Annotated in this window: 19 protein-coding genes; 16 read left to right on the top strand and 3 right to left on the bottom strand. The window is 61.9% G+C overall.

Features of this window, described 5'->3' with window-relative positions:
* The 9 genes from rpsA to cysM form a co-directional block, all read left to right on the top strand.
* Positions 1 to 1,410, top strand: a 1,410-nt coding sequence (gene rpsA, locus M0954_RS12140) for a 30S ribosomal protein S1 (protein WP_297353421.1), incomplete at its 5' end; no start/stop codon positions are given.
* A 32-nt stretch (positions 1,411 to 1,442) separates the two neighbouring features.
* Positions 1,443 to 1,766, top strand: coding sequence for an integration host factor subunit beta (locus M0954_RS12135; RefSeq protein ID WP_122153776.1), 324 nt, complete (start codon positions 1,443 to 1,445; stop codon positions 1,764 to 1,766).
* A gap of 301 nt (positions 1,767 to 2,067) precedes the next feature.
* Positions 2,068 to 2,361, top strand: coding sequence for a lipopolysaccharide assembly protein LapA domain-containing protein (locus M0954_RS12130; protein ID WP_074263726.1), 294 nt, complete (start codon positions 2,068 to 2,070; stop codon positions 2,359 to 2,361).
* 59 nt (positions 2,362 to 2,420) lie between these two features.
* A complete protein-coding gene (lapB, locus tag M0954_RS12125) occupies positions 2,421 to 3,596 on the top strand; it encodes a lipopolysaccharide assembly protein LapB (protein WP_122153777.1) in 1,176 nt (391 codons plus the stop codon).
* 50 nt (positions 3,597 to 3,646) lie between these two features.
* A complete protein-coding gene (locus tag M0954_RS12120) occupies positions 3,647 to 5,050 on the top strand; it encodes a UDP-glucose/GDP-mannose dehydrogenase family protein (RefSeq protein ID WP_123385676.1) in 1,404 nt (467 codons plus the stop codon).
* Positions 5,043 to 6,017 carry a D-glycero-beta-D-manno-heptose-7-phosphate kinase gene (gene rfaE1 / locus M0954_RS12115; protein WP_297353419.1) on the top strand — a complete coding sequence of 325 codons (975 nt, stop codon included), beginning with the start codon at positions 5,043 to 5,045 and terminating at the stop codon, positions 6,015 to 6,017. The genes M0954_RS12120 and rfaE1 overlap by 8 nt, the downstream gene beginning before the upstream one ends.
* 123 nt (positions 6,018 to 6,140) lie before the next feature.
* Complete coding sequence (gene rfaD, locus M0954_RS12110) at positions 6,141 to 7,133, top strand: ADP-glyceromanno-heptose 6-epimerase (RefSeq protein ID WP_297353417.1); 993 nt, start codon at positions 6,141 to 6,143, stop codon at positions 7,131 to 7,133.
* 78 nt (positions 7,134 to 7,211) lie between these two features.
* A complete protein-coding gene (locus M0954_RS12105) occupies positions 7,212 to 7,604 on the top strand; it encodes a helix-hairpin-helix domain-containing protein (protein ID WP_122153781.1) in 393 nt (130 codons plus the stop codon).
* A gap of 288 nt (positions 7,605 to 7,892) precedes the next feature.
* On the top strand, positions 7,893 to 8,795 hold the full coding sequence (gene cysM / locus M0954_RS12100; RefSeq protein ID WP_297353415.1) for a cysteine synthase CysM: 903 nt from the start codon (positions 7,893 to 7,895) through the stop codon (positions 8,793 to 8,795).
* A 124-nt stretch (positions 8,796 to 8,919) separates the two neighbouring features.
* Here cysM and mltB read toward each other — a convergent pair whose 3' ends face one another.
* Positions 8,920 to 10,305, bottom strand: coding sequence for a lytic murein transglycosylase B (mltB, locus tag M0954_RS12095; RefSeq protein ID WP_297353413.1), 1,386 nt, complete (start codon positions 10,303 to 10,305; stop codon positions 8,920 to 8,922).
* Positions 10,306 to 10,571: 266 nt separating this feature from the next.
* Here mltB and M0954_RS12090 point away from each other — a divergent pair, with 266 nt between their 5' ends.
* The gene (locus tag M0954_RS12090; protein ID WP_297353411.1) at positions 10,572 to 11,495 is read left to right on the top strand and encodes a histone deacetylase family protein; all 924 of its coding nucleotides are present in this window, start codon (positions 10,572 to 10,574) and stop codon (positions 11,493 to 11,495) included.
* A gap of 16 nt (positions 11,496 to 11,511) precedes the next feature.
* Here the strand turns inward: M0954_RS12090 and M0954_RS12085 are convergent, their stop codons facing one another.
* On the bottom strand, positions 11,512 to 12,459 hold the full coding sequence (locus M0954_RS12085) for an alpha/beta hydrolase (RefSeq protein WP_297353410.1): 948 nt from the start codon (positions 12,457 to 12,459) through the stop codon (positions 11,512 to 11,514).
* A 234-nt stretch (positions 12,460 to 12,693) separates the two neighbouring features.
* Between M0954_RS12085 and M0954_RS12080 the strand changes: the two genes are divergently transcribed.
* The 6 genes from M0954_RS12080 to M0954_RS12055 all read left to right on the top strand — a co-directional run bounded on the left by M0954_RS12080 (position 12,694) and on the right by M0954_RS12055 (position 19,053).
* The gene (locus M0954_RS12080; RefSeq protein WP_133892218.1) at positions 12,694 to 13,728 is read left to right on the top strand and encodes a methionine ABC transporter ATP-binding protein; all 1,035 of its coding nucleotides are present in this window, start codon (positions 12,694 to 12,696) and stop codon (positions 13,726 to 13,728) included.
* Entirely contained in the window at positions 13,718 to 14,371 is a 654-nt protein-coding gene (locus M0954_RS12075) for a methionine ABC transporter permease (protein ID WP_297353408.1), read from the top strand. The genes M0954_RS12080 and M0954_RS12075 overlap by 11 nt, the downstream gene beginning before the upstream one ends.
* 47 nt (positions 14,372 to 14,418) lie before the next feature.
* Positions 14,419 to 15,219, top strand: coding sequence for a MetQ/NlpA family ABC transporter substrate-binding protein (locus tag M0954_RS12070; RefSeq protein ID WP_122153787.1), 801 nt, complete (start codon positions 14,419 to 14,421; stop codon positions 15,217 to 15,219).
* 244 nt (positions 15,220 to 15,463) lie between these two features.
* A complete protein-coding gene (locus tag M0954_RS12065) occupies positions 15,464 to 16,213 on the top strand; it encodes an electron transfer flavoprotein subunit beta/FixA family protein (RefSeq protein WP_122153788.1) in 750 nt (249 codons plus the stop codon).
* Positions 16,214 to 16,226: 13 nt separating this feature from the next.
* Positions 16,227 to 17,162: an FAD-binding protein gene (locus M0954_RS12060; protein ID WP_297353406.1), complete on the top strand. Its 936-nt coding sequence runs from the start codon at positions 16,227 to 16,229 to the stop codon at positions 17,160 to 17,162.
* Positions 17,163 to 17,262: 100 nt separating this feature from the next.
* Positions 17,263 to 19,053, top strand: coding sequence for an acyl-CoA dehydrogenase (locus M0954_RS12055; protein ID WP_122153790.1), 1,791 nt, complete (start codon positions 17,263 to 17,265; stop codon positions 19,051 to 19,053).
* Positions 19,054 to 19,205: 152 nt separating this feature from the next.
* Here the strand turns inward: M0954_RS12055 and M0954_RS12050 are convergent, their stop codons facing one another.
* Entirely contained in the window at positions 19,206 to 20,492 is a 1,287-nt protein-coding gene (locus M0954_RS12050; protein ID WP_297353404.1) for a D-amino acid dehydrogenase, read from the bottom strand.
* Positions 20,493 to 20,624 lie beyond the last annotated feature (132 nt).

Genomic DNA, 20,624 nt, shown 5'->3' with positions numbered 1-20,624 from the left:
TCGTGGCTGTCGCTGGAAAAAGCGCTCGACAACAACGAACTCGTGACCGGCACGATCACGGGCAAGGTCAAGGGCGGCATGACCGTCATGGTCAACGGCATCCGCGCGTTCCTGCCGGGTTCGCTGGTTGACACGCGTCCGGTCAAGGACACGACCCCGTACGAAGGCAAGACACTGGAATTCCGCGTCATCAAGCTCGACCGCAAGCGTAACAACGTCGTGCTGTCGCGCCGTGCTGTGATCGAAGCGACCCAGGGCGAAGAGCGCGCAAAGCTGCTCGAAACGCTGAAGGAAGGCGCGATCGTGGAAGGCGTGGTGAAGAACATCACGGATTACGGCGCATTCGTGGACCTCGGCGGTATCGACGGCCTGCTGCACATCACCGACATCGCATGGCGTCGTGTGCGTCACCCGAGCGAAGTGCTGTCGGTTGGCCAGGAAGTTACCGCGAAGATCCTCAAGTTCGATCAAGAGAAGAACCGCGTTTCGCTGGGCATCAAGCAACTGGGCGACGATCAGTGGGAAGGCATTTCCCGCCGCTACCCGTCGGGCACGCGCCTGTTCGGTAAGGTCACCAACATCACCGACTACGGCGCATTCGTCGAAGTGGAATCGGGCATCGAAGGCCTTGTCCACGTGTCGGAAATGGACTGGACGAACAAGAACGTTGCACCGTCGAAGGTTGTTCAGCTGGGCGACGAAGTCGAAGTCATGGTTCTGGAAATCGACGAAGACCGCCGCCGTATCAGCCTCGGCATGAAGCAATGCAAGCCGAACCCGTGGGATGACTTCAGCCGCAACTTCAAGAAGGGCGACAAGCTGCAAGGCGCAATCAAGTCGATTACCGACTTCGGCGTCTTCATCGGTCTGCCTGGCGGCATCGACGGTCTGGTTCACCTGTCGGACCTGTCGTGGAGCGAAACCGGCGAAGAAGCCGTTCGCAAGTACAAGAAGGGCGACGAAGTGGAAGCGATCGTTCTCGGCATCGACGTCGAGAAGGAACGTATTTCGCTGGGTATCAAGCAGCTCGAAGGCGACCCGTTCAGCAACTTCGTTGCAATGAACGACAAGGGTTCGATCGTCGACGGCGTGGTCAAGACGGTAGACGCGAAGGGTGCAGTGGTTACGCTGTCGGCGGAAGTCGAAGGCTACCTGCGTGCTTCGGAAATTGCCCAAGACCGCGTGGAAGATGCTCGCAACGTGCTAAAGGAAGGCGACAAGGTCAACGCGATGATCATCAACATCGATCGCAAGTCGCGTGGCATCAACCTGTCGATCAAGGCCAAGGACTCGGCTGAGCAACAGGAAGCGATCCGCGGCCTGGCTTCGTCGGATTCGAACGCGGCTGCGACTGGCACGACGAACCTCGGCGCGCTGTTGAAGGCCAAGCTCGACGGCCAGAACCAGTAAGCCTTGAGTTTTCTTGAGAGGTCTGCTGCAGTATGACCAAATCGGAATTGGTCGCCCAGCTGGCTACGCGATTTCCGCAGCTTGTACTTAAAGATGCGGATTTCGCGGTGAAGACGATGCTTGATGCGATGTCGGAGGCGCTTGCCAACGGCCATCGCATCGAAATTCGCGGCTTCGGCAGCTTCGGCCTCAACCGTCGTCCCTCCCGTGTCGGGCGCAATCCGAAATCGGGCGAGAAGGTGCTGGTACCTGAGAAGTTCGTGCCGCACTTCAAGCCTGGCAAGGAATTGCGCGAGCGGGTAGACCGCCGCGCGGGCGAGCCGTTGAAGGACGATGAGCCGGACGACGATCTGTAAGCGGCTGCGCTGCGCGGTAAGCAGCGCGGTGCAAATAGCGTCAGCGGCCAACGCCAGACGGCAAAAGACCAAAAAAGCGCCTTCAGGCGCTTTTTTTTCGCCCGCGTTTTGATGTGGGACAACCTCCATGTCCTCCATTCCCGCGCTAAACCACAAGTAAGCGCATGCGAAACGCTTGTTACTGCCCACTCGCAGAGCCTTCAATTACAATACGGGTCACTTCGGCGCGGGCAGGATCGTGGCGCGACGCGCGTCATCCAGCCGGCGTCCGACCCGCAACTGCCGTCAAGAGACCATATTCATGAAATTTATCGTCTGGCTGATCCGCGTTCTGGTGTTCGTGCTCCTGCTGGTGCTCGCGCTCTCCAACACGCAAACCGCTACGCTGAATTTCCTGGCCGGCTACGCGTGGTCCGCTCCGCTGATCCTGATCGGCCTTGCTTTCTTCGTGGTGGGCTTGCTGGCGGGGCTGGTGTCGGCGGTACCGGCGTTGGTCCGGTTGCGGCTCGAAAACGGCCGTCTCAAGCGCGAGTTGCGTGTGGCGCGCGAGGCCCCGGTGGTGGTCGAAACCCCGCCGCTGCCGCCGCTGATCTAGGCTCTCCCATGCCGTGCGCCTAAGGCGCGGCTTTTGTTTCTGTACTCTCGACCAATCGCATGGATCTAGACTTCTGGTGGCTGCTTGTCATACCCGTCGCTTTCGCGTTCGGCTGGATGGCCGCGCGTTACGACCTCAAGACGTTGCTGTCCGAGAGCGCTAACCTGCCGCGTTCGTATTTCCGCGGCCTCAATTTTCTCCTTAACGAGCAGCCGGACCAGGCCATCGATGCGTTCATCGAGGTCGTCAAGCTCGACCCGGAAACCATCGAACTGCATTTCGCGCTCGGTAACCTTTTTCGCCGCCGCGGCGAGACGGATCGTGCGATTCGCGTGCATCAAAATCTGCTGAGCCGCGCCGACCTGCCTGTCACCGAGCGCGACCACGCGCTCTACGAACTGGGCCAGGACTTCCTGAAGGCAGGCCTGCTCGATCGCGCTGAAGAGACGTTCCGCTCGCTTGAAACCGGTGATTACGCGCTGGGCGCCCAGCGTGCGCTGCTCACCATCTACGAAATCGAGAAGGACTGGAACAAGTCGATCGACACGGCGCGCCACCTCGAAACGATGGGCGCCGAATCGCTGGACAAGGAAATCGGCCAGTTCCACTGCGAACTGGCCCAGGAAGCGTTGCAGCAAAAGAAGCCCGACGAGTCGCGCCGCCAGTTGCATCTGGCCTTGAAGGCCAACCCGCACAGCGTCCGCGCCACTATTCTGTTTGGTGATGTGGATATGGCAGGTGGCGTGCAGGAAGCGGCGATCGCGCAATGGCGCAAGGTCGAGGAGCAAAATTCTTCGTATTTGCCGCTCGTCGCCGAGAAGCTGATGAAGGCTTATGAGGCGCTCGGCCGCCCGGAGGACGGGGCGGATCTGCTGACGACCTGGGTCGACCGCTACCCCACGAACGATCTGCTCGACGTCGCCTACCAGTACGTCGCGGCCCTGCGCGGCCAGGATGCAGCGCATACGCTCGCGCGGTCGCAGATGCAGAAGTCGCCCAATCTGGCCGGCATGACTCGCCTGCTTGAAGCCCAGCAGGCCACGGCGGAAGAACCGCGGCGCAGTGAGCTCGAACTGATGCGCACGCTGATCAGGCAGCGTACCAAAAATCTGCCACGGTATACGTGCCAGAATTGCGGTTTCCGGGCACGCCTTTTCTACTGGCAGTGTCCGGGTTGCAGCGGGTGGGAAACCTATGCGCCGCGCCGGGTCGAACCGATCACGGCGTCGAGCTGACCCGGAAACCATCACCGGCAACATAACCGGAACCCATAACCGGAACGCGTATGAAAATCACCATCATCGGCACGGGCTATGTCGGGCTTGTCACTGGCGCGTGTCTTGCCGAAATCGGCCACGACGTTTTCTGTCTGGACGTCGATCCGCGCAAGATCGAAATCCTCAACAACGGTGGCGTCCCCATCCACGAACCGGGTTTGCAGGAAATCATCGCCCGTACCCGGGCCGCGCGGCGCATCACGTTTTCGACGGACGTCGAGGCGAGCGTGGCGCACGGCGACGTGCAGTTCATCGCGGTCGGTACGCCGCCCGATGAAGATGGCTCGGCCGACCTGCAGTACGTCCTCGAAGCGGCGCGCAATATCGGTCGCACCATGAACGGCTTCAAGGTGATCGTCGACAAGTCGACGGTTCCGGTCGGCACCGCGCAGCGCGTGTGCGCGGTCGTGCAAGAGGAACTGGCGAAGCGCGGTTTGGCCGGCAGCGACCAGCATCGCTTCTCGGTCGTCTCGAATCCGGAATTCCTCAAGGAGGGTGCTGCAGTCGATGACTTCATGCGTCCGGACCGTATCGTGCTTGGCCACGACGAAGACGAAGCCGGTCAACGTGCCCGCGAACTCATGAAGCGCCTGTATGCGCCGTTCAACCGCAATCACGAACGCACGCTCTACATGGATGTGCGCTCGGCGGAATTCACGAAGTACGCGGCCAATGCGATGCTTGCCACGCGCATCTCGTTCATGAACGAGATGGCGAACCTGGCTGACCGCGTTGGCGCGGACATCGAAGCGGTGCGCCGTGGCATCGGCTCGGACCCGCGCATCGGCTATCACTTCCTGTATGCCGGATGCGGCTACGGCGGCTCATGCTTCCCGAAGGACGTGCAGGCGCTGGTGCGCACGGCCAGCGAAAGCGGTCACAATCTGCGCATTCTCGAAGCCGTCGAAGCGGTGAACAACGAGCAGAAAGAAGTGCTCGTGCGCAAGATCACCAGCACGCTTGGCGACGACCTGAGCGGCCGCACCTTTGCCGTGTGGGGTCTCGCCTTCAAGCCGAACACCGACGACATGCGTGAAGCGCCGAGCCGGCGCATCATCGCCGAGCTTCTGACACGCGGCGCCAACGTCCGCGCATACGATCCTGTTGCGCTCAACGAAGCGCGCCGGGTGTTCGCGATCGATCTGCACGACGCGCCAGAACAACTGGCCCGTCTGCACTTCACGAGCACCCAGAACGAAACGCTCACAGGCGCAGACGCGCTGGTGATCGTCACAGAATGGAAAGAGTTCAAGAGCCCGGACTTCCTGCACCTGAAATCGGTGCTGAAGACGCCGCTCATTTTCGACGGCCGTAACCTTTACGAACCGGAAGCGATGACCGAACTGGGCATCGATTACCACTCGATTGGACGTCCTTATGCCCACCCATCCGAACTCCCAGCCGATGTCTGAGTCTGTCAACGAAACCACCGTGTCCGCTTCCGCTCCGATCGCCGTACCACGCGAGCGGCTTGGCGGTGCACGTGTTCTGGTGGTCGGTGACGTCATGCTCGACCGTTACTGGTTTGGCGACGTCAATCGTATTTCGCCCGAGGCGCCGGTGCCGGTCGTGCATGTGCAGAGGCAGGAAGATCGCCTCGGCGGCGCGGCCAACGTGGCGCGCAATGCTGTCGCCCTTGGCGCGCAGGCGGGATTGCTGTGCGTGGTCGGTCATGACGAGCCTGGCGAGCGCATCATTCAGTTGCTCGGTGACAGCGGCGTGGTGCCGCATCTCGAGCGCGATCCCGCTCTGCTGACCACCATAAAGCTGCGCGTCCTGTCGCGTCAACAGCAGTTGCTGCGGGTCGACTTCGAGAACACGCCCGCCCATGAAGTGCTGCTCGCGAGCCTGGCGCGCTTCGACGAACTGCTGTCCTCCCATGACGTGATCCTGATGTCGGACTACGCCAAAGGTGGTCTGACACACGTCACGAAGATGATCGCGAAGGCGCACGCGGCCGGCAAGCCGGTGCTGGTCGACCCGAAGGGTGACGATTGGGAGCGCTACCGCGGCGCTACCTTGATCACGCCGAATCGCGCGGAGTTGCGCGAGGTAGTCGGGCAATGGAAATCGGAAGACGATCTGATCGCTCGGGTGACGAAGCTGCGCACCGAGCTCGAATTCAAGGCGTTGCTGCTGACGCGCTCGGAAGAGGGCATGACGCTCTTCTCTGACGACGGCATCCTGCACGCCTCGGCCGTTGCGCGTGAAGTGTATGATGTCTCGGGTGCGGGCGACACCGTGATCGCCACGCTGGCCGTGATGCTCGGCGCGGGCCTGTCGCTCGTCGATGCTGTTGCGCTTGCTAACCGCGCGGCCGGCATCGTGGTCGGCAAGCTGGGTACCGCCACCGTCGACTACGACGAACTCTTTCTCTAATACCGCACGCCGCCTCGCGCCCGTTTGCGGCGCGAGCGCCGGGTGTCATTGAAACTGTCGGTTGGAGTTGGCGCTTCAGCGCTCACTTCAACCCTATGTAAAGCTCAATTCCGCAGGACGACCATGACCCTTATCGTCACCGGCGCGGCCGGCTTTATCGGCAGCAATATCGTCAAAGCGCTCAACGAGCGCGGCGAACAACGCATCATCGCCGTCGACAATCTCACGCGCGCTGACAAGTTCAAGAACCTGGTCGATTGCGAGATCGACGACTATCTCGACAAGACCGAGTTCGTCGAACGCTTTGCGCGCGGCGATTTCGGCAAGGTGCGCGCGATATTCCACGAAGGTGCCTGTTCGGACACGATGGAAACCGACGGCCGCTACATGATGGACAACAACTTCCGCTACAGCCGCGCGGTACTCGACGCGTGTCTCGCGCAGGGCGTGCAGTTTCTGTACGCATCGTCCGCGGCGACGTATGGCGGCTCGAGCCGCTTCGTGGAAGAGCGCGAAGTGGAGCAGCCGCTCAACGTCTACGGCTATTCGAAGTTCCTGTTCGATCAGGTGATTCGCCGCGTGCTGCCCACTGCGAAAAGCCAGATTGCCGGCTTTCGCTACTTCAACGTGTACGGCCAGCGCGAAACCCACAAGGCGCGGATGGCGTCGGTTGCATTCCATAACTTCAACCAGTTCCGCGCCGAGGGCAAGGTCAAGCTGTTCGGCGAATACAACGGCTATGCGGCCGGCGAACAGACGCGCGATTTCGTTTCGGTTGAAGACGTGACGAAGGTCAATCTGCACTTCTTCGACCATCCGGAGAAGTCGGGTATCTTCAATCTCGGCAGCGGCCGTGCGCAGCCGTTCAACGATATTGCGACGACCGTCGTCAACACGTTGCGCGCGCTCAACAACGAACCGCCGCTCTCGCTTGCCGAGCAGGTGCAGCGCGGCTTGATCGAGTACATTCCGTTTCCCGATGCGCTGCGCGGCAAATACCAGTGCTTCACGCAGGCCGATCTCACGAAGCTGCGAACAGCGGGCTACGATGCGCCGTTCCTGAGCGTGCAGGACGGTGTCGACCGTTACGTACGTTGGCTATTCGGCCAGCTATAAATCATTCGCAGACCTCTCTAAACTGGAATCTCCTGGCCGGTGATCGTCACCGGCCAGGTTGTAAGAGGGAGATTCCATATGTTGCGAAAAATCATGGTTACGGCGGCAATGCTCGCCGCATTCGGTCACGCCTACGCGTCGGTCGACATCAATACGGCCAACGAGGCTGGGCTGCGTGGCATCAAGGGGATTGGTCCCGCCAAGGCGAAAGCCATTCTCGAAGAGCGTGACGCGCACGGGCCGTTCAAGGATCCCACGGATCTCAGCAAGCGTGTCAAGGGCATGGGCGGGCATACCGTCGAGCGCCTGCAGGCTGAAGGTCTCGCTGTCGGTCCGGCTGGTGCTGCTGCTGGGGTACAGGCTGCGGCGCCTGCGCAGGGCAACGCCGCGACCGCTGCGACCGCAGTGTCTCAGCCGGCTACGGCGGCTGGCGCGCAGAAAGGTAACGCGGCAGTGGTGGTGAAGAAATAGACGCATGCGGCGGCGCTTGGTTACGCTCGTGCCGCCGTATCGTTAGCGTTCCTTCAGGTTGGAGTGGAGTCGGCATACAACACTCCCTTAGCTGTCACTCCGATGACTGGCTCCCGCGGTACTCGGCCGCGGGCTTTTTGCGTTGTGCTCCGTTTATACATATACGTTATATCGGCATGCCTTTCCGCCGATGCATCCATGCCGTTACAAGGGCCGCACGGCAGGCGGACGTACGGTGGTTTAGAATCGTTGGATTCAATACTCCGCGCAGCGACAGCCGCAGCCCATATGGCTTACAAAACGATTGAAGACACGATCGGCAATACGCCGCTCGTCCAGCTTGTCCGCCTGCCTGACGACGAGATCCGCAGCCGCGATAACGTGATCCTCGGCAAGCTCGAGGGCAACAACCCGGCGGGCTCGGTGAAGGACCGCCCGGCATTGTCGATGATCAAGAAGGCGGAAGCGCGCGGCCGCATCAAACCGGGCGACACGCTGATCGAGGCCACCAGCGGCAACACGGGCATCGCGCTGGCCATGGCGGCGGCCGTTCGTGGCTACAAGATGGTGCTGATCATGCCGGAAGACCTGTCCGTCGAGCGTCGCCAAAGCATGGCGGCTTACGGCGCGCAGATCGTGCTTACGCCGGTCACGGGCGGCATGGAATACGCACGCGATCTCGCCGAGCAGATGCAGCGCGAAGGCAAGGGCATCATCCTCGACCAGTTTGCGAATCCGGATAATCCGATCTCGCACTACGAATCGACCGGTCCGGAAATCTGGCAGGAGACCGAAGGGCGTATTACGCACTTCGTCTCGGCCATGGGCACTACCGGTACGATTATGGGCGTGTCGCAGTATCTGAAGGAACAGAACCAGGCGATCGAGATTATCGGTGCGCAGCCGGAAGAAGGCTCGCGTATTCCAGGCATCCGCAAGTGGCCGGAAGCGTATCTGCCGAAGATTTTCGACCGTAGCCGTGTGGATCGCGTCGAGAACGTGAGCCAGTCGGCGTCGGAAGCGATGGCGCGCAAGATGGCGGCTGTCGAAGGGATTTTCTGCGGCATTTCCTCGGCGGGCGCATGCGAGGTGGCGTTGCGGATTGCGCGGCAGGTTGAGAACGCGACTATCGTGTTCGTGGTGTGTGATCGCGGCGACCGGTATCTGTCGACGGGGGTGTTCCCGGCGTGATCGGGTTTAGTTAGGCGCGGTGGATACGCCTGATGCTTCGCCAAACAAAAGCGCCGGCTATGACCGGCGCTTTTTGTTGGTTCGGGCAGTACGCTCCGAACACGGTGGGTCCGGCTGGGAGCGCTTATTGCGAGTCCGATGAGTCCGGTGCGGGCGCTGGAGCCGGCATACCCATCGGTGGAGGCATTGGGCTGGCCGAGGGTGGCACAGCCATCTGCGCAGGCACGGACGAGGGCGCCATCGAACCCGCCGGCATCGAATTCCGGGGTATCGAGTTTGGCGGCATCGCACCCTGCGGCAGCGCCCCTGGCGCAATCGAACCTTGCGGCACCAACCCCGGCGGCGCCGACCCAGGCGCGCCGTTGTTATCCAGATCGCCCGACGCCTCCAGTTGCGCCTTGATTCTCTCGCCGAGCTGATACACCGACAGCGCATAAAAGAAGCTGCGGTTATAACGCGTCAGCACGTAGAAATTCTTCAACCCCAGCTTGTATTCGGTAGGCATTCCGGGCGTGGGTAAATCGATGATCGTCACCGGCGTGGCGGCCTCGGCGTTCATATCGAGGCCCGGCTGATCGAGCAGCATGCCGGCGTGCAGCAATTGCCCGAGCGGCCAATGCGGTTCGGGCTGACCATCCGCGCCAGCCTGCGCGATACCCTGGCTGCCAGCGTCCGAGCCGATGTTCCACACCACCGGTCGACCGTTTTCCCAACCGTTCTGTTTCAGATAATTCGCCACACTGCCGATCGCGTCGGCCTGGCTGTTGCGCAAATCGATCTGCTTGTTGCCGTCATACGAGATTGCATACTGCACGATGCTGCTCGGCAGAAATTGCGGAATGCCGATGGCCCCGGTGTACGAGCCGAGCACCGAGGTCGGATCGATTTGCGAATCGCGAGTCCAGACCAGATAGTCTTCGAGATTCTTGCGGAAGGTCTGCTCGCGATCGGCGCGATTCGGAGTGTTCGGGTAGTCGAAGGCGAGGGTCGTCAGCGCGTCGAGCACGCGGAAGTTGCCCATGAAGCGCCCGTAGATGGTTTCCACGCCGAGAATGCCGACAATCACTTCCGGCGGTACGCCAAATTGCTCATAAGCACGCTGCAGTGTGGCCTGGTTGTTACGCCAGAAGCGCACGCCCGCATTGATGCGGATCGGATCGAGGAAGCGCGCCTGATAGGCTCGCCAGTTCTTCACAGACGGCGCGGTTGACGGCGACGGTGTGACGAGTTTGACCGCGGTCGCGGAGTAGCTGACACCGGCAAACAGCGCATGCAGCGCGGCGGGATCGAAGTCGTAGCGCGCCACCATGTCGTTGATAAAGCCGTCGACATCCGGGTTGTTTGCATAGCGCTGCGGGATGATCTCTTCTTCGAAGGTCTGCCCTTGTGGCACCGCCTGCTGGGGCTGACTTTGCGCGACGAGCAACGGGGGTCTGGTGACGCTCGTCTGTGCCTCGGCCGGACTGGCTGCCGCGAACACGCACCATGCAACGGAGAGTGCGGCGGCCATGTTCTGGGTGCATAGCCGGTTTCGTGCGGACAGAGCAAGCTTAACGGTCATAGTGAACTGGGAGCGCAGTGCGGAGGAATCGGAGGGCGGCAGAAGGATACGGGGCAGTATACCCGAGGCCCATTGCAGAACTGTGCAGAACCGTTGCTACGACGCGGGGGGTGCAGAGGGTGTGGTAACTTGATGGTGTTGGGCGCGCCGCGCGTGCGCGCCTTTGGACGGAGACACGCGGTTCGTGTTCGCGCGACGCGTCGCAGAAGAGAATCATGGCAACAGCCTTTTATTCCCACCCAGACTGCCTGCTTCACGAGATGGGCGCATGGCATCCGGAATGTCCGGCGCGCCTGCAGGCAATCGAAGATCAACTGATCGCAGGCCGCATCGACGCGCTGATCGAACGCGAGTCGCCGCCGCTTGCCGATGAAGCCGCGCTTCTGCGCGTGCATACCCAGGCGCACGTCGACTATGTCCGCAGTCGCTCACCGGACGCAGGTTACGCGGAGATCGACCCGGACACGTCGATGAATCCGCACACCTGGCAAGCCGCGCTGCGTGCAGCCGGAGCTGCGGTGGCCGCGACCGATGCCGTCATCGAGGGACGTTACGACAACGCGTTCTGCAGCGTGCGCCCGCCCGGCCACCATGCCGAGCCGGCCCGCGCGATGGGCTTCTGTTTCTTCAACAACGTTGCGATCGCGGCGCGTCACGCGCTGGAAGTGCGTGGTCTGCGGCGGGTCGCGATTATCGATTTCGACGTCCACCACGGCAATGGCACCGAAGCCGCTTTTTCAGGCGATTCGCGGGTGCTGATGTGCAGCTTCTTCCAGCATCCGTTCTATCCGTACACCGGTGCCGACAATCAGGCGCCCAACATGGTCAACGTGCCGATGCCGGCCCGCTCGAAGGGCATGGAAGTGCGCGAGGCAGTGGACATGCTGTGGCTGCCGCGCCTGCATGCGTTCAAGCCGGAGATGGTGTTCGTGTCGGCGGGTTTCGATGCGCATCGCGAGGACGATCTCGGCAATATGGGACTCGTCGAGGCTGACTACGTGTGGCTGACCGAGCAGGTTCGCGAGATCGCCAACCGCTATGCGAATGGACGGATCGTGAGCTGTCTGGAGGGGGGCTACAACCTGTCGGCGCTTGGGCGCAGCGTCGTTGCGCACTTGAAGGCGCTGGCGGAGATCTGAAGCCCCGCCAGTCCGCTCAACCGCATCGCGCTTCAATCCACCCAATCAGCTCGCCGATCACCCGCTCGCGGTCGAGGTCGTTCATCGTTTCGTGATAACTCGCTTCGTGCAGCGTGAGTGTCTTGTCGGGCGAACCCGCATGCTTGCCGAAGGCGCGGCTGCCGTCGGGTTCCGTGAGCTTGTCGGCGGTGCCGTGGTACACCAGCAAGGGCACACGCAAACCTGCGCGGCCGCGTTCGATACGTGCCATTGCCAGCAGAATCTCGGCACCGGTTCGCGCGGGAATCGATCCGTGATGTACGAACGGATCGTTGCGGTTCGCCTCGACAACCGCCGGATCGCGCGAGAGCAGCGCCGCGTCGATCTTCATGGCCGGAAAGCCCGGCCAGACGCGGCTGATGATCTGACTCATCGTCAACATCCAACGCGGCACGTCGCGGCCTGGGGCGAGTGCAGGGCTCGACAGGACGAGCCCTGCCAGCTGCTGACCGCTGCCGGGCAGGCGCTCGATGGCGTATAGCGCGGCAATTGCCCCGCCCATGCTGTGGCCCATCAGAAACAACGGAGCGCCGTCGTGTGTGGCAACGTTGAGCAAGGCCTCGGCGTCGAGCAGATAGTCGTCGAAGCGCTCGATGCGGGCGCGCTTGCCTGGCGCGCTGCCGTGGCCGCGCAGATCGATGGCGAGCAGTTCGATGCCGGCGGCGTTCAGCCTTCCGGCGAGCGCCGCGTAGCGCCCAGCATGTTCCGCGAGTCCGTGAACCAGTGCGACCGACGCCCGCCGGACGCCAAGGGCGGGCCAACGGTACAGCGGCAACTCGATTCCGTCACGGGTCGTGACGATCGACGACGCGGCGGCGCCCCGTTTCGTGGCATCCACACCCGCCGCACGGCCTGCGTGGGCCGCCGCGCCTGCGGGCGCCGGACGAGCATTGTTGTCCCGGGTAGTCTCCATATCCGCCGTCATTGTTCATTGTGGTTTTGATGCGCCCGATCATATCCGTATGCCGGTGACGTGCGCGAGCGCTGCGCGCGGGACTCGCCTCTAATTCCTCCCAGTTATGAAAAGATCGGAATTGATTATTAAAGAGAATGTCGACGCTGCGGTAGAATCGCGGCTCAAATCCCAAATAAAAGTCACGGCGGCCGCTTGCCGGGAGCGCATCCACGCTCACGAGCAGTTCCGCCGTTTCGTTTTTCCATGATCGAAATACGTAATATTTCCCAGCGCTTCGCTGGAACCCGGGGCTGGGTTGAGGCGTTGCACAACGTCAACCTGTCGATTCCGGCGGGCGAGGTGTTCGGCATCATCGGCCGCAGCGGCGCGGGCAAGAGCACGCTTGTGCGCACCATCAACCTGCTGACGCGCCCCTCCGAAGGCAATATCGTCGTCAACGGCCGCGATCTCACCACGCTCTCAGCCGCGCAACTGCGCGAGGCGCGCCGTGAGATCGGCATGATCTTCCAGCATTTCAACCTGCTCTCATCGCGCACCGTGTACGAGAACGTTGCGCTGCCGCTCGAACTCGCCGGCATGAAGCGCGACGAGATCGAGGCGAACGTGCTTCCCCTTCTGGAACTCGTTGGCCTCACTGCGCAGAAAGACCGGTATCCGGCACAGATCAGCGGCGGCCAGAAACAGCGCGTGGGGATTGCCCGGGCGCTGGCGAGCAAGCCGAAGGTGCTGCTGTCCGACGAGGCCACCTCGGCGCTTGATCCGGAAACCACCCGCTCGATTCTCGAGCTGCTCAAGCGCATCAATCGCGAACTCGGGCTGACCATCGTGCTGATCACCCATCAGATGGATGTGATCAAGCAGGTCTGCGACCGCGTCGCGGTGCTCGATGCGGGCAAGGTCGTCGAACACGGCAAGGTCATCGACGTCTTCCTGCAGCCGCATCACGAAGTGACGCGCGCGCTGATCGGCGACGTGATCGCCCAGGAACTGCCGCCCGCACTGAAGGCGCGCGTCGCTGAGCGGTTGAAGACCGGCCGCGGCCATCTGCTGCGGCTCGCCTTCACCGGCACCGGCGTCGATCAGCCGATCCTGTCGGAAACGATTCGCCGCTACGAACTCGACTTCAACATCCTGCATGGCCAGATCGACGAGATCCAGGGGCAGGCATTCGGCTCGCTCGCGGTGCTCGCGGGCGGTGAACCGGAGAAGGTTGCGCAAGCGTTGACGTATCTGCGCGAGCAGGGTGTGGTGGTGGAGGAGATGTCGTATGTTGAGTGATATGTTGGGTATGTTCGTCCAGTCGTTCTGGGAGACGCTCATCATGGTGGGCATCTCCGGACTGGTGGGCGCTTTGGTGGGCTTGCCGCTCGGTGTGCTGCTGTATCTGACGGACCGTCAGGGCGTGTTGCAGAACGTCGCGCTGAATCGCTCGATGGGTGTCGTCATCAATGCGGCGCGTTCGACGCCGTTCATCATCCTGCTGGTCGCTGTGATTCCGTTCACGCGCATCGTGGTTGGTTCATCGATCGGTACCGCCGCAGCCGTCGTGCCGTTGACGATCGCCGCCGCGCCGTTTATCGCGCGTCTGGTCGAAACGGCGCTGCGGGAGGTGGACCGCGGCCTGATCGAAGCCGCTCAGGCGATGGGCGCTACCACCAGTCAGATCGTCTTCAAGGTGCTGTTGCCGGAATCGTGGCCGGGCGTGGTCGCCGGTCTGACGATCACATTCGTGTCGCTGGTCGGCTATTCGGCAATGGCCGGCGCGATCGGCGGCGGCGGTCTTGGCGATCTAGGCATCCGTTACGGTTATCAACGCTACGAGCCGGACGTGATGTGGACGGTGGTCCTGATCCTGATCGTGTTTGTCCAGTTGGTACAGTCTTTCGGGGATTGGCTCGTGCGTCGCCTGAGCCATAAATAAAACAAGGGTTGGCGAAACCCGTTTGAAGGGATTGGAGAAGGTCAGTCATGCAACGTCGTTTCATTCTGAAGGTCGCGGCCGCTCTCGGCGCGGCAACATTGTTCGCCGCTACTACCGCGGCTTACGCTGACGACATCATCAAGGTCGGCGTCACGGGCGGCCCGCACGCGGAGTTGATGGAAGTGGTGAAGAGCGTCGCCGCGAAGAACGGTCTGAACATCACGATCGTCGAATTCGCGGACTACGTGCAGCCGAACGCGGCGCTCGCCAGCGGCGATCTGGACGCCAACAGTTATCAGCATGACCCTTACCTCGAAGCGCAAGTGAAGGATCGCGCCTACAAGCTGATCCGCGTCGCCGACACGGTGACCTTCCCGATGGGTATCTATTCGAAGAAGATCAAGTCGCTCGCGGAATTGCAGCCGGGCGCGAAGATCGCCGTGCCGAACGATCCAACCAACGGAGGCCGCGCGCTGCTGCTGTTGCAGAAGCAAGGACTGCTGAAGCTGCGCGCCGACGCCGGCCTGAAGGCTACGCCACTGGACATCGTCGATAACCCGAGGAAACTGAAGATCGTCGAACTCGACGCGGCACAGATTCCGCGCTCGCTCGGCGATGTGGATGCGGCGGCGATCAACACCAACTACGCGATGCAAGCGGGGCTGAAGCCGAAACAGGACGCGATCGCGATCGAAGATCCCAAGGGGCCGTACGTGAACGTCATCGCGATCCGCGAAGCCGACCGGAACAAGCCTTGGGTCGCGAAGCTGATCGCGGCGTACCATTCACCGGAAGTGAAGCAGTACATCGACACGAAGTACGGTGGCGCGGTGATCGCCTCCTGGTAAGGCCTACCGCCAGATACCGCGGTAGCCTTACCGACGGCAAACAATGAATTAGAGTCGCGAATCGGAACCCGGGGTTGTCACCCGGGTTTTTTCGGGATTAAAATAGAACGATCGTTCGTTATTGCTGTCACGCCGCTGAGGAGCGCTATCCTCGATGTAAACCAGCCTGAGACGCGGCTGTCGCCAAGAGGCAGTCGTTATAATGTCCGTCGGGTTGACGTATTCGTAACTTTGGAGCGTGTGCATGAAAATCCTGGTGCCAGTGAAGAGAGTGGTCGACTACAACGTGAAAGTCCGGGTGAAGTCGGACGGCACGGGCGTCGACATTGCGAATGTAAAGATGTCGATGAATCCGTTCGACGAGATCGCTGTGGAAGAGGCGGTGCGTCTGAGGGAAGCGGGCGTGGCGACCGAAGTGATCGCCGTGTCGGCAGGCGTGACGCAGGCGCAGGAAACGCTGCGCACGGCGCTGGCGATCGGCGCGGATCGCGCGATCCTGATCGAGTCGTCGGAAGAACTGCAACCACTGGCTGTGGCCAAGCTGCTCAAGGCGCTGGTTGACAAGGAGCAGCCGTCGCTGATCATCCTCGGCAAGCAGGCCATCGACGACGATTCGAACCAGACCGGCCAGATGCTCGCCGCGTTGGCTGGTTTGCCGCAGGCGACGTTTGCATCGAAGGTTGTCGTGGCTGACGGCAAGGCAACGGTGTCGCGCGAAGTGGATGGCGGTGCGGAAACGCTGTCGCTGACGCTGCCCGCCGTGGTTACGACCGACCTGCGCCTGAACGAGCCGCGTTACGTGACGCTGCCGAACATCATGAAGGCGAAGAAGAAGCCGCTGGAAACGCTCAAGCCGGAAGATCTCGGTGTTGACGTGACCCCGCGCCTGAAGACGCTGAAAGTCGTCGAGCCGCCCAAGCGCTCCGCCGGTGTGAAGGTGCCGGACGTGAAGACGCTGGTCGAGAAGCTGAAGACCGAAGCCAAGGTGCTCTAAGGAGACGGACGAAATGACGATTCTGGTAATCGCGGAACACGACAACGTGTCGCTGAAGGCTGCGACGCTGAACACGGTGGCAGCCGCAACAAAGATTGGTGGCGATGTGCACGTGCTGGTGGCGGGTTACAACGCGCAAGGCGCGGCTGACGCTGCAGCCAAGGTCGCGGGTGTCGCCAAGGTATTGCTGGCCGATGCGCCGCAACTCGAAGCGGGCCTCGCGGAAAACGTTGAAGCGACGGTGCTGAACATTGCGAAGGACTACTCGCATATTCTCGCGCCGGCCACCGCTTACGGCAAGAACATCGCGCCGCGTATCGCAGCGAAGCTCGATGTCGCACAGATCAGCGAGATCACGGCAGTGGATTCGGCCGACACGTTCGAGCGCCCGATCTACGCAGGCAACGCGATCGCCACGGTGCAGTCGAGCGATCCGATCAAGGTCATCACGGTCCGGTCCACGGGTTTCGACCCGGTCGCAGCGGAAGGCGGCAGCGCAGCAGTCGAGAAGATTGAAGCGGCAGCGGATAGCGGCCTGTCGCAGTTCGTGAGCCGTGAGGTGACGAAGCTGGACCGTCCGGAACTGACATCGGCATCGATCATCGTTTCCGGTGGCCGGGGTCTGGGCAGCGGCGAGAACTACATGAAGGTGCTCGAGCCGCTGGCGGACAAGTTAAACGCGGCTTTAGGTGCCTCGCGCGCCGCAGTGGACGCAGGCTTTGTACCGAACGACTACCAGGTGGGGCAGACGGGCAAGATCGTGGCTCCCCAACTGTACGTCGCGGTAGGCATCTCGGGTGCGATCCAGCATCTGGCCGGCATGAAGGACTCGAAGGTCATCGTGGCAATCAACAAGGACCCGGAGGCGCCGATTTTCAGCGTCGCCGACTATGGTCTGGTGGGCGATCTGTTCACGGTAGTACCGGAGTTGGTGAGCGAACTCGGCTGACCATAAAGCGCCATAAAAAGGCGTCTGGCAGCAAGCGAAGGGACGCCGGGACCGATAGTCCGGCGTCCCTTTTTACATCGCAGACAGGAGGAGAACTGAAATGAGCTATACGGCGCCCGTCAAGGACATGTTGTTCGTGATGAAAGAACTGGCCGCACTCGAAGATATCGCGACGCTGCCCGGTTTCGAAGATGCCAACCTCGACACCGCGCAGGCCGTCCTTGAAGAATCGGCCAAGCTGTGCGGCGAAGTGCTGGCGCCGTTGAACGTGGAAGGCGATCGCAACCCGAGTACGTGGAAGGATGGCAAGGTCACAGCCACGCCGGGTTTTGCCGAGGCGTTCCGGCAATTTGCCGAGGGCGGCTGGCAAGGTGTGCAGCATCCTTTGGAGTACGAAGGTCAGGGGTTGCCAAAGCTGATTGCGACGCCGTGCGTCGAAATGCTCAATGCGTCCAATCTCTCCTTTGCGCTGTGTCCGCTGCTCACCGACGGCGCGATCGAAGCACTGTTGACCGCCGGCACGGAAGCCCAGAAACAGGCCTACGTGCCCAGGCTGATCTCCGGCGAATGGACCGGCACGATGAACCTCACCGAGCCGCAGGCCGGCTCGGATCTCGCGCTGGTGCGCACACGCGCAGAGCCGCAGGGTGACGGCTCGTTCAAGGTGTTTGGCACCAAGATTTTCATCACGTGGGGCGAGCACGACATGGCGAAGAATATCGCCCATCTCGTGCTGGCACGCACGCCGGATGCGCCCGAAGGCGTGAAGGGCATCTCGCTCTTTATCGTGCCGAAGTTCCTCGTCAACGAAGACGGCTCGCTCGGCGAGCGTAACGACGTGCATTGCGTGTCGATCGAGCACAAGCTCGGTATCAAGGCGAGCCCGACGGCGGTGTTGCAGTTCGGCGATCACGGTGGCGCGATCGGTCATCTGATCGGCGAAGAGAACCGCGGTCTCGAGTACATGTTCATCATGATGAACGCCGCGCGTTTTGCAGTGGGCATGCAGGGCGTGGGTGTGTCGGACCGTGCGTATCAGAAGGCAGTTGCCTATGCCAAAGACCGCGTGCAAAGCCGGCCGGTCGACGGCTCGGCTAAACAATCAGTTTCTATCATTCACCATCCCGACGTGCGCCGCATGCTCGCGACGATGCGTGCGCTGACCGAAGGTTCGCGCGCACTCGCCTATGTCGCCGCCGCGCATTGCGATATCGCACATCGTCACCCGGATGAAGCGAAACGCAACGAGCATCAGGCTATCTACGAATTCCTTGTGCCGATCGTAAAGGGCTGGAGCACGGAGCTGTCGATCGACGTGACGAGCCTCGGCGTGCAGGTGCATGGCGGCATGGGCTTTATCGAAGAGACCGGCGCTGCCCAGTACTACCGCGACGCGCGGATTCTGCCGATCTACGAAGGCACCACCGCGATCCAGGCGAACGACCTGATTGGGCGCAAGACTCTGCGCGACGGTGGCGCGGTGGCGAAGTCGCTGCTGGCCAGTATTGCGCAGACGGTCGAGGCGCTCGGCTCGCAGCAGGGGGCACCTTTCGAGTCGATGCAGCGTCAGCTTGCGCACGGGCATCGCGCGCTGACGTCGGTGGTGGAGTTTGTTGTCGCCAATACGAAACGCGATCCGAATGCGGTGTTTGCCGGCAGCGTGCCGTATCTGAAGCTGGCGGGCATCGTGCTCGGTGGCTGGCAGATGGCGCGTGCGTTGCTGGTGGCTGCGGAGAAGCGCGCCGACGATCCGTCGTTCTACGGGGCGAAGATCGCGACCGCGCAGTTCTATGCGGAGCATGTGCTGCCGCAGGCCGCTGCGCTTGAAGTGTCGATTGTCAGCGCGAAGGGGGATGAGGGCGTGCTGGCGTTGTCGGAGGATCAGTTCTGACTTGCGCGTGTTTTGCGTGCGAGATTGCGAGATTGTGTGGTCGGTGGTGAGGTCACGCAAAAAACAAACGGCGCCTGCAAGCAGAGGCGCCGTTTGTTTTGACGCAGGCCGAGAACGTTACCGCCGTTCCGGCCGCGACCTTCCGAAATCGCTCAGGCGTAAGCGGGGCGACCCGTACCACCTGTTTCGCCGAGGTAGCGGTGCACCGACAGATCGTCCGCCTGGATGGCAGGCTGCTTGCCCGACATCAGGTCGGCCAGCAGTTGGCCCGAACCGCACGACATGGTCCAGCCGAGCGTGCCGTGGCCGGTATTCAGGAACAGGTTCGACACAGGCGTGCGGCCGACAATCGGTGTGCCGTCCGGGGTCATGGGACGCAGACCGGTCCAGAAGCTGGCCTTGGCCGTATCCCCGCCGCCAGGGAACAGATCGTTCACGCACATCTCGAGCGTCTCGCGGCGCTCCTGACGCAGCGACTTGTCGAAGCCGACAATCTCTGCCATGCCGCCCACACGAATCCGGTCGTCGAAACGCGTGATAGCGATCTTGTAGGTTTCGTCGAGCACGGTGGACACCGGCGCGGCCGCTGCATTGACGACCGGTGCGGTGATCGAATAGCCCTTCAACGGATACACCGGAATCTTGACGATGTCCGCGAGGAACTTCGTCGAATACGAACCGAGTGCTACGACGAATGCGTCGGCACGTACGTGTTCGCTGCCGCATTGCACGCCAGCGATCCGGCCGCCGGCCATGGCGAGCGCGTCGATCGGCGTGTTGTAGCGGAACGTCACGCCGAGTTCTTCTGCCAGCGCTGCGAGGCGCGTGGTGAACATCTGGCAATCGCCCGTTTCGTCGCCCGGCAAACGCAGCCCGCCCGTCAGCTTGTGGGCCGTTGCCGCGAGTGCCGGTTCGGCGCGCGCCAGCTCGGCCGACGACAACAGTTCGAACGGTACATTGGCATCTTTCAGCACGGCGATGTCTTTCGCGGCGCCATCGAACTGCTGCTGCGTGCGGAACACCTGCAGCGTGCCACCGGTACGGCCTTCATACTGAATGCCGGTGTCGGCACGCAGGGCTTGCAGGCAGTCGCGGCTGTATTCGGCGAGGCGCACCATGCGGCCCTTGTTGACCGCATAGCGCGAAGACGTGCAGTTCTGCAGCATCTGCCACATCCACTGCAACTGGAATTGCGTGCCGTCGAGACGGATGGCAAGCGGCGCGTGCCTCTGGAACATCCACTTGACGGCCTTCATCGGCACGCCCGGTGCAGCCCACGGCGACGCGTAGCCCGGCGAGATCTGACCGGCATTGGCAAAGCTCGTTTCGAGCGCCGGACCGGCTTCGCGGTCGATCACGGTGACTTCGTGACCGGCACGCGCAAGATAATAAGCGCTCGTCACCCCGACGACGCCACTGCCCAAAACGACGACTCGCATAGCTGCTCCAGAAGGTTCTTTGGGGCTCGCGCGTCCTTGGAGAAATCAGCTCGTTTGCAGATAGTTCGATTAACGAGGTGATACGCGTTCAGCCCAGTGTTATCCGCTATAGTATTGAGTGTCAGGTAGGTT

Source organism: Paraburkholderia sp. (assembly GCF_026225065.1).
Taxonomy (GTDB): domain Bacteria; phylum Pseudomonadota; class Gammaproteobacteria; order Burkholderiales; family Burkholderiaceae; genus Paraburkholderia.
The sequence above is the reverse complement of the archived record's forward strand: the minus strand, read 5'-3'. Positions and strand labels throughout refer to the sequence as shown.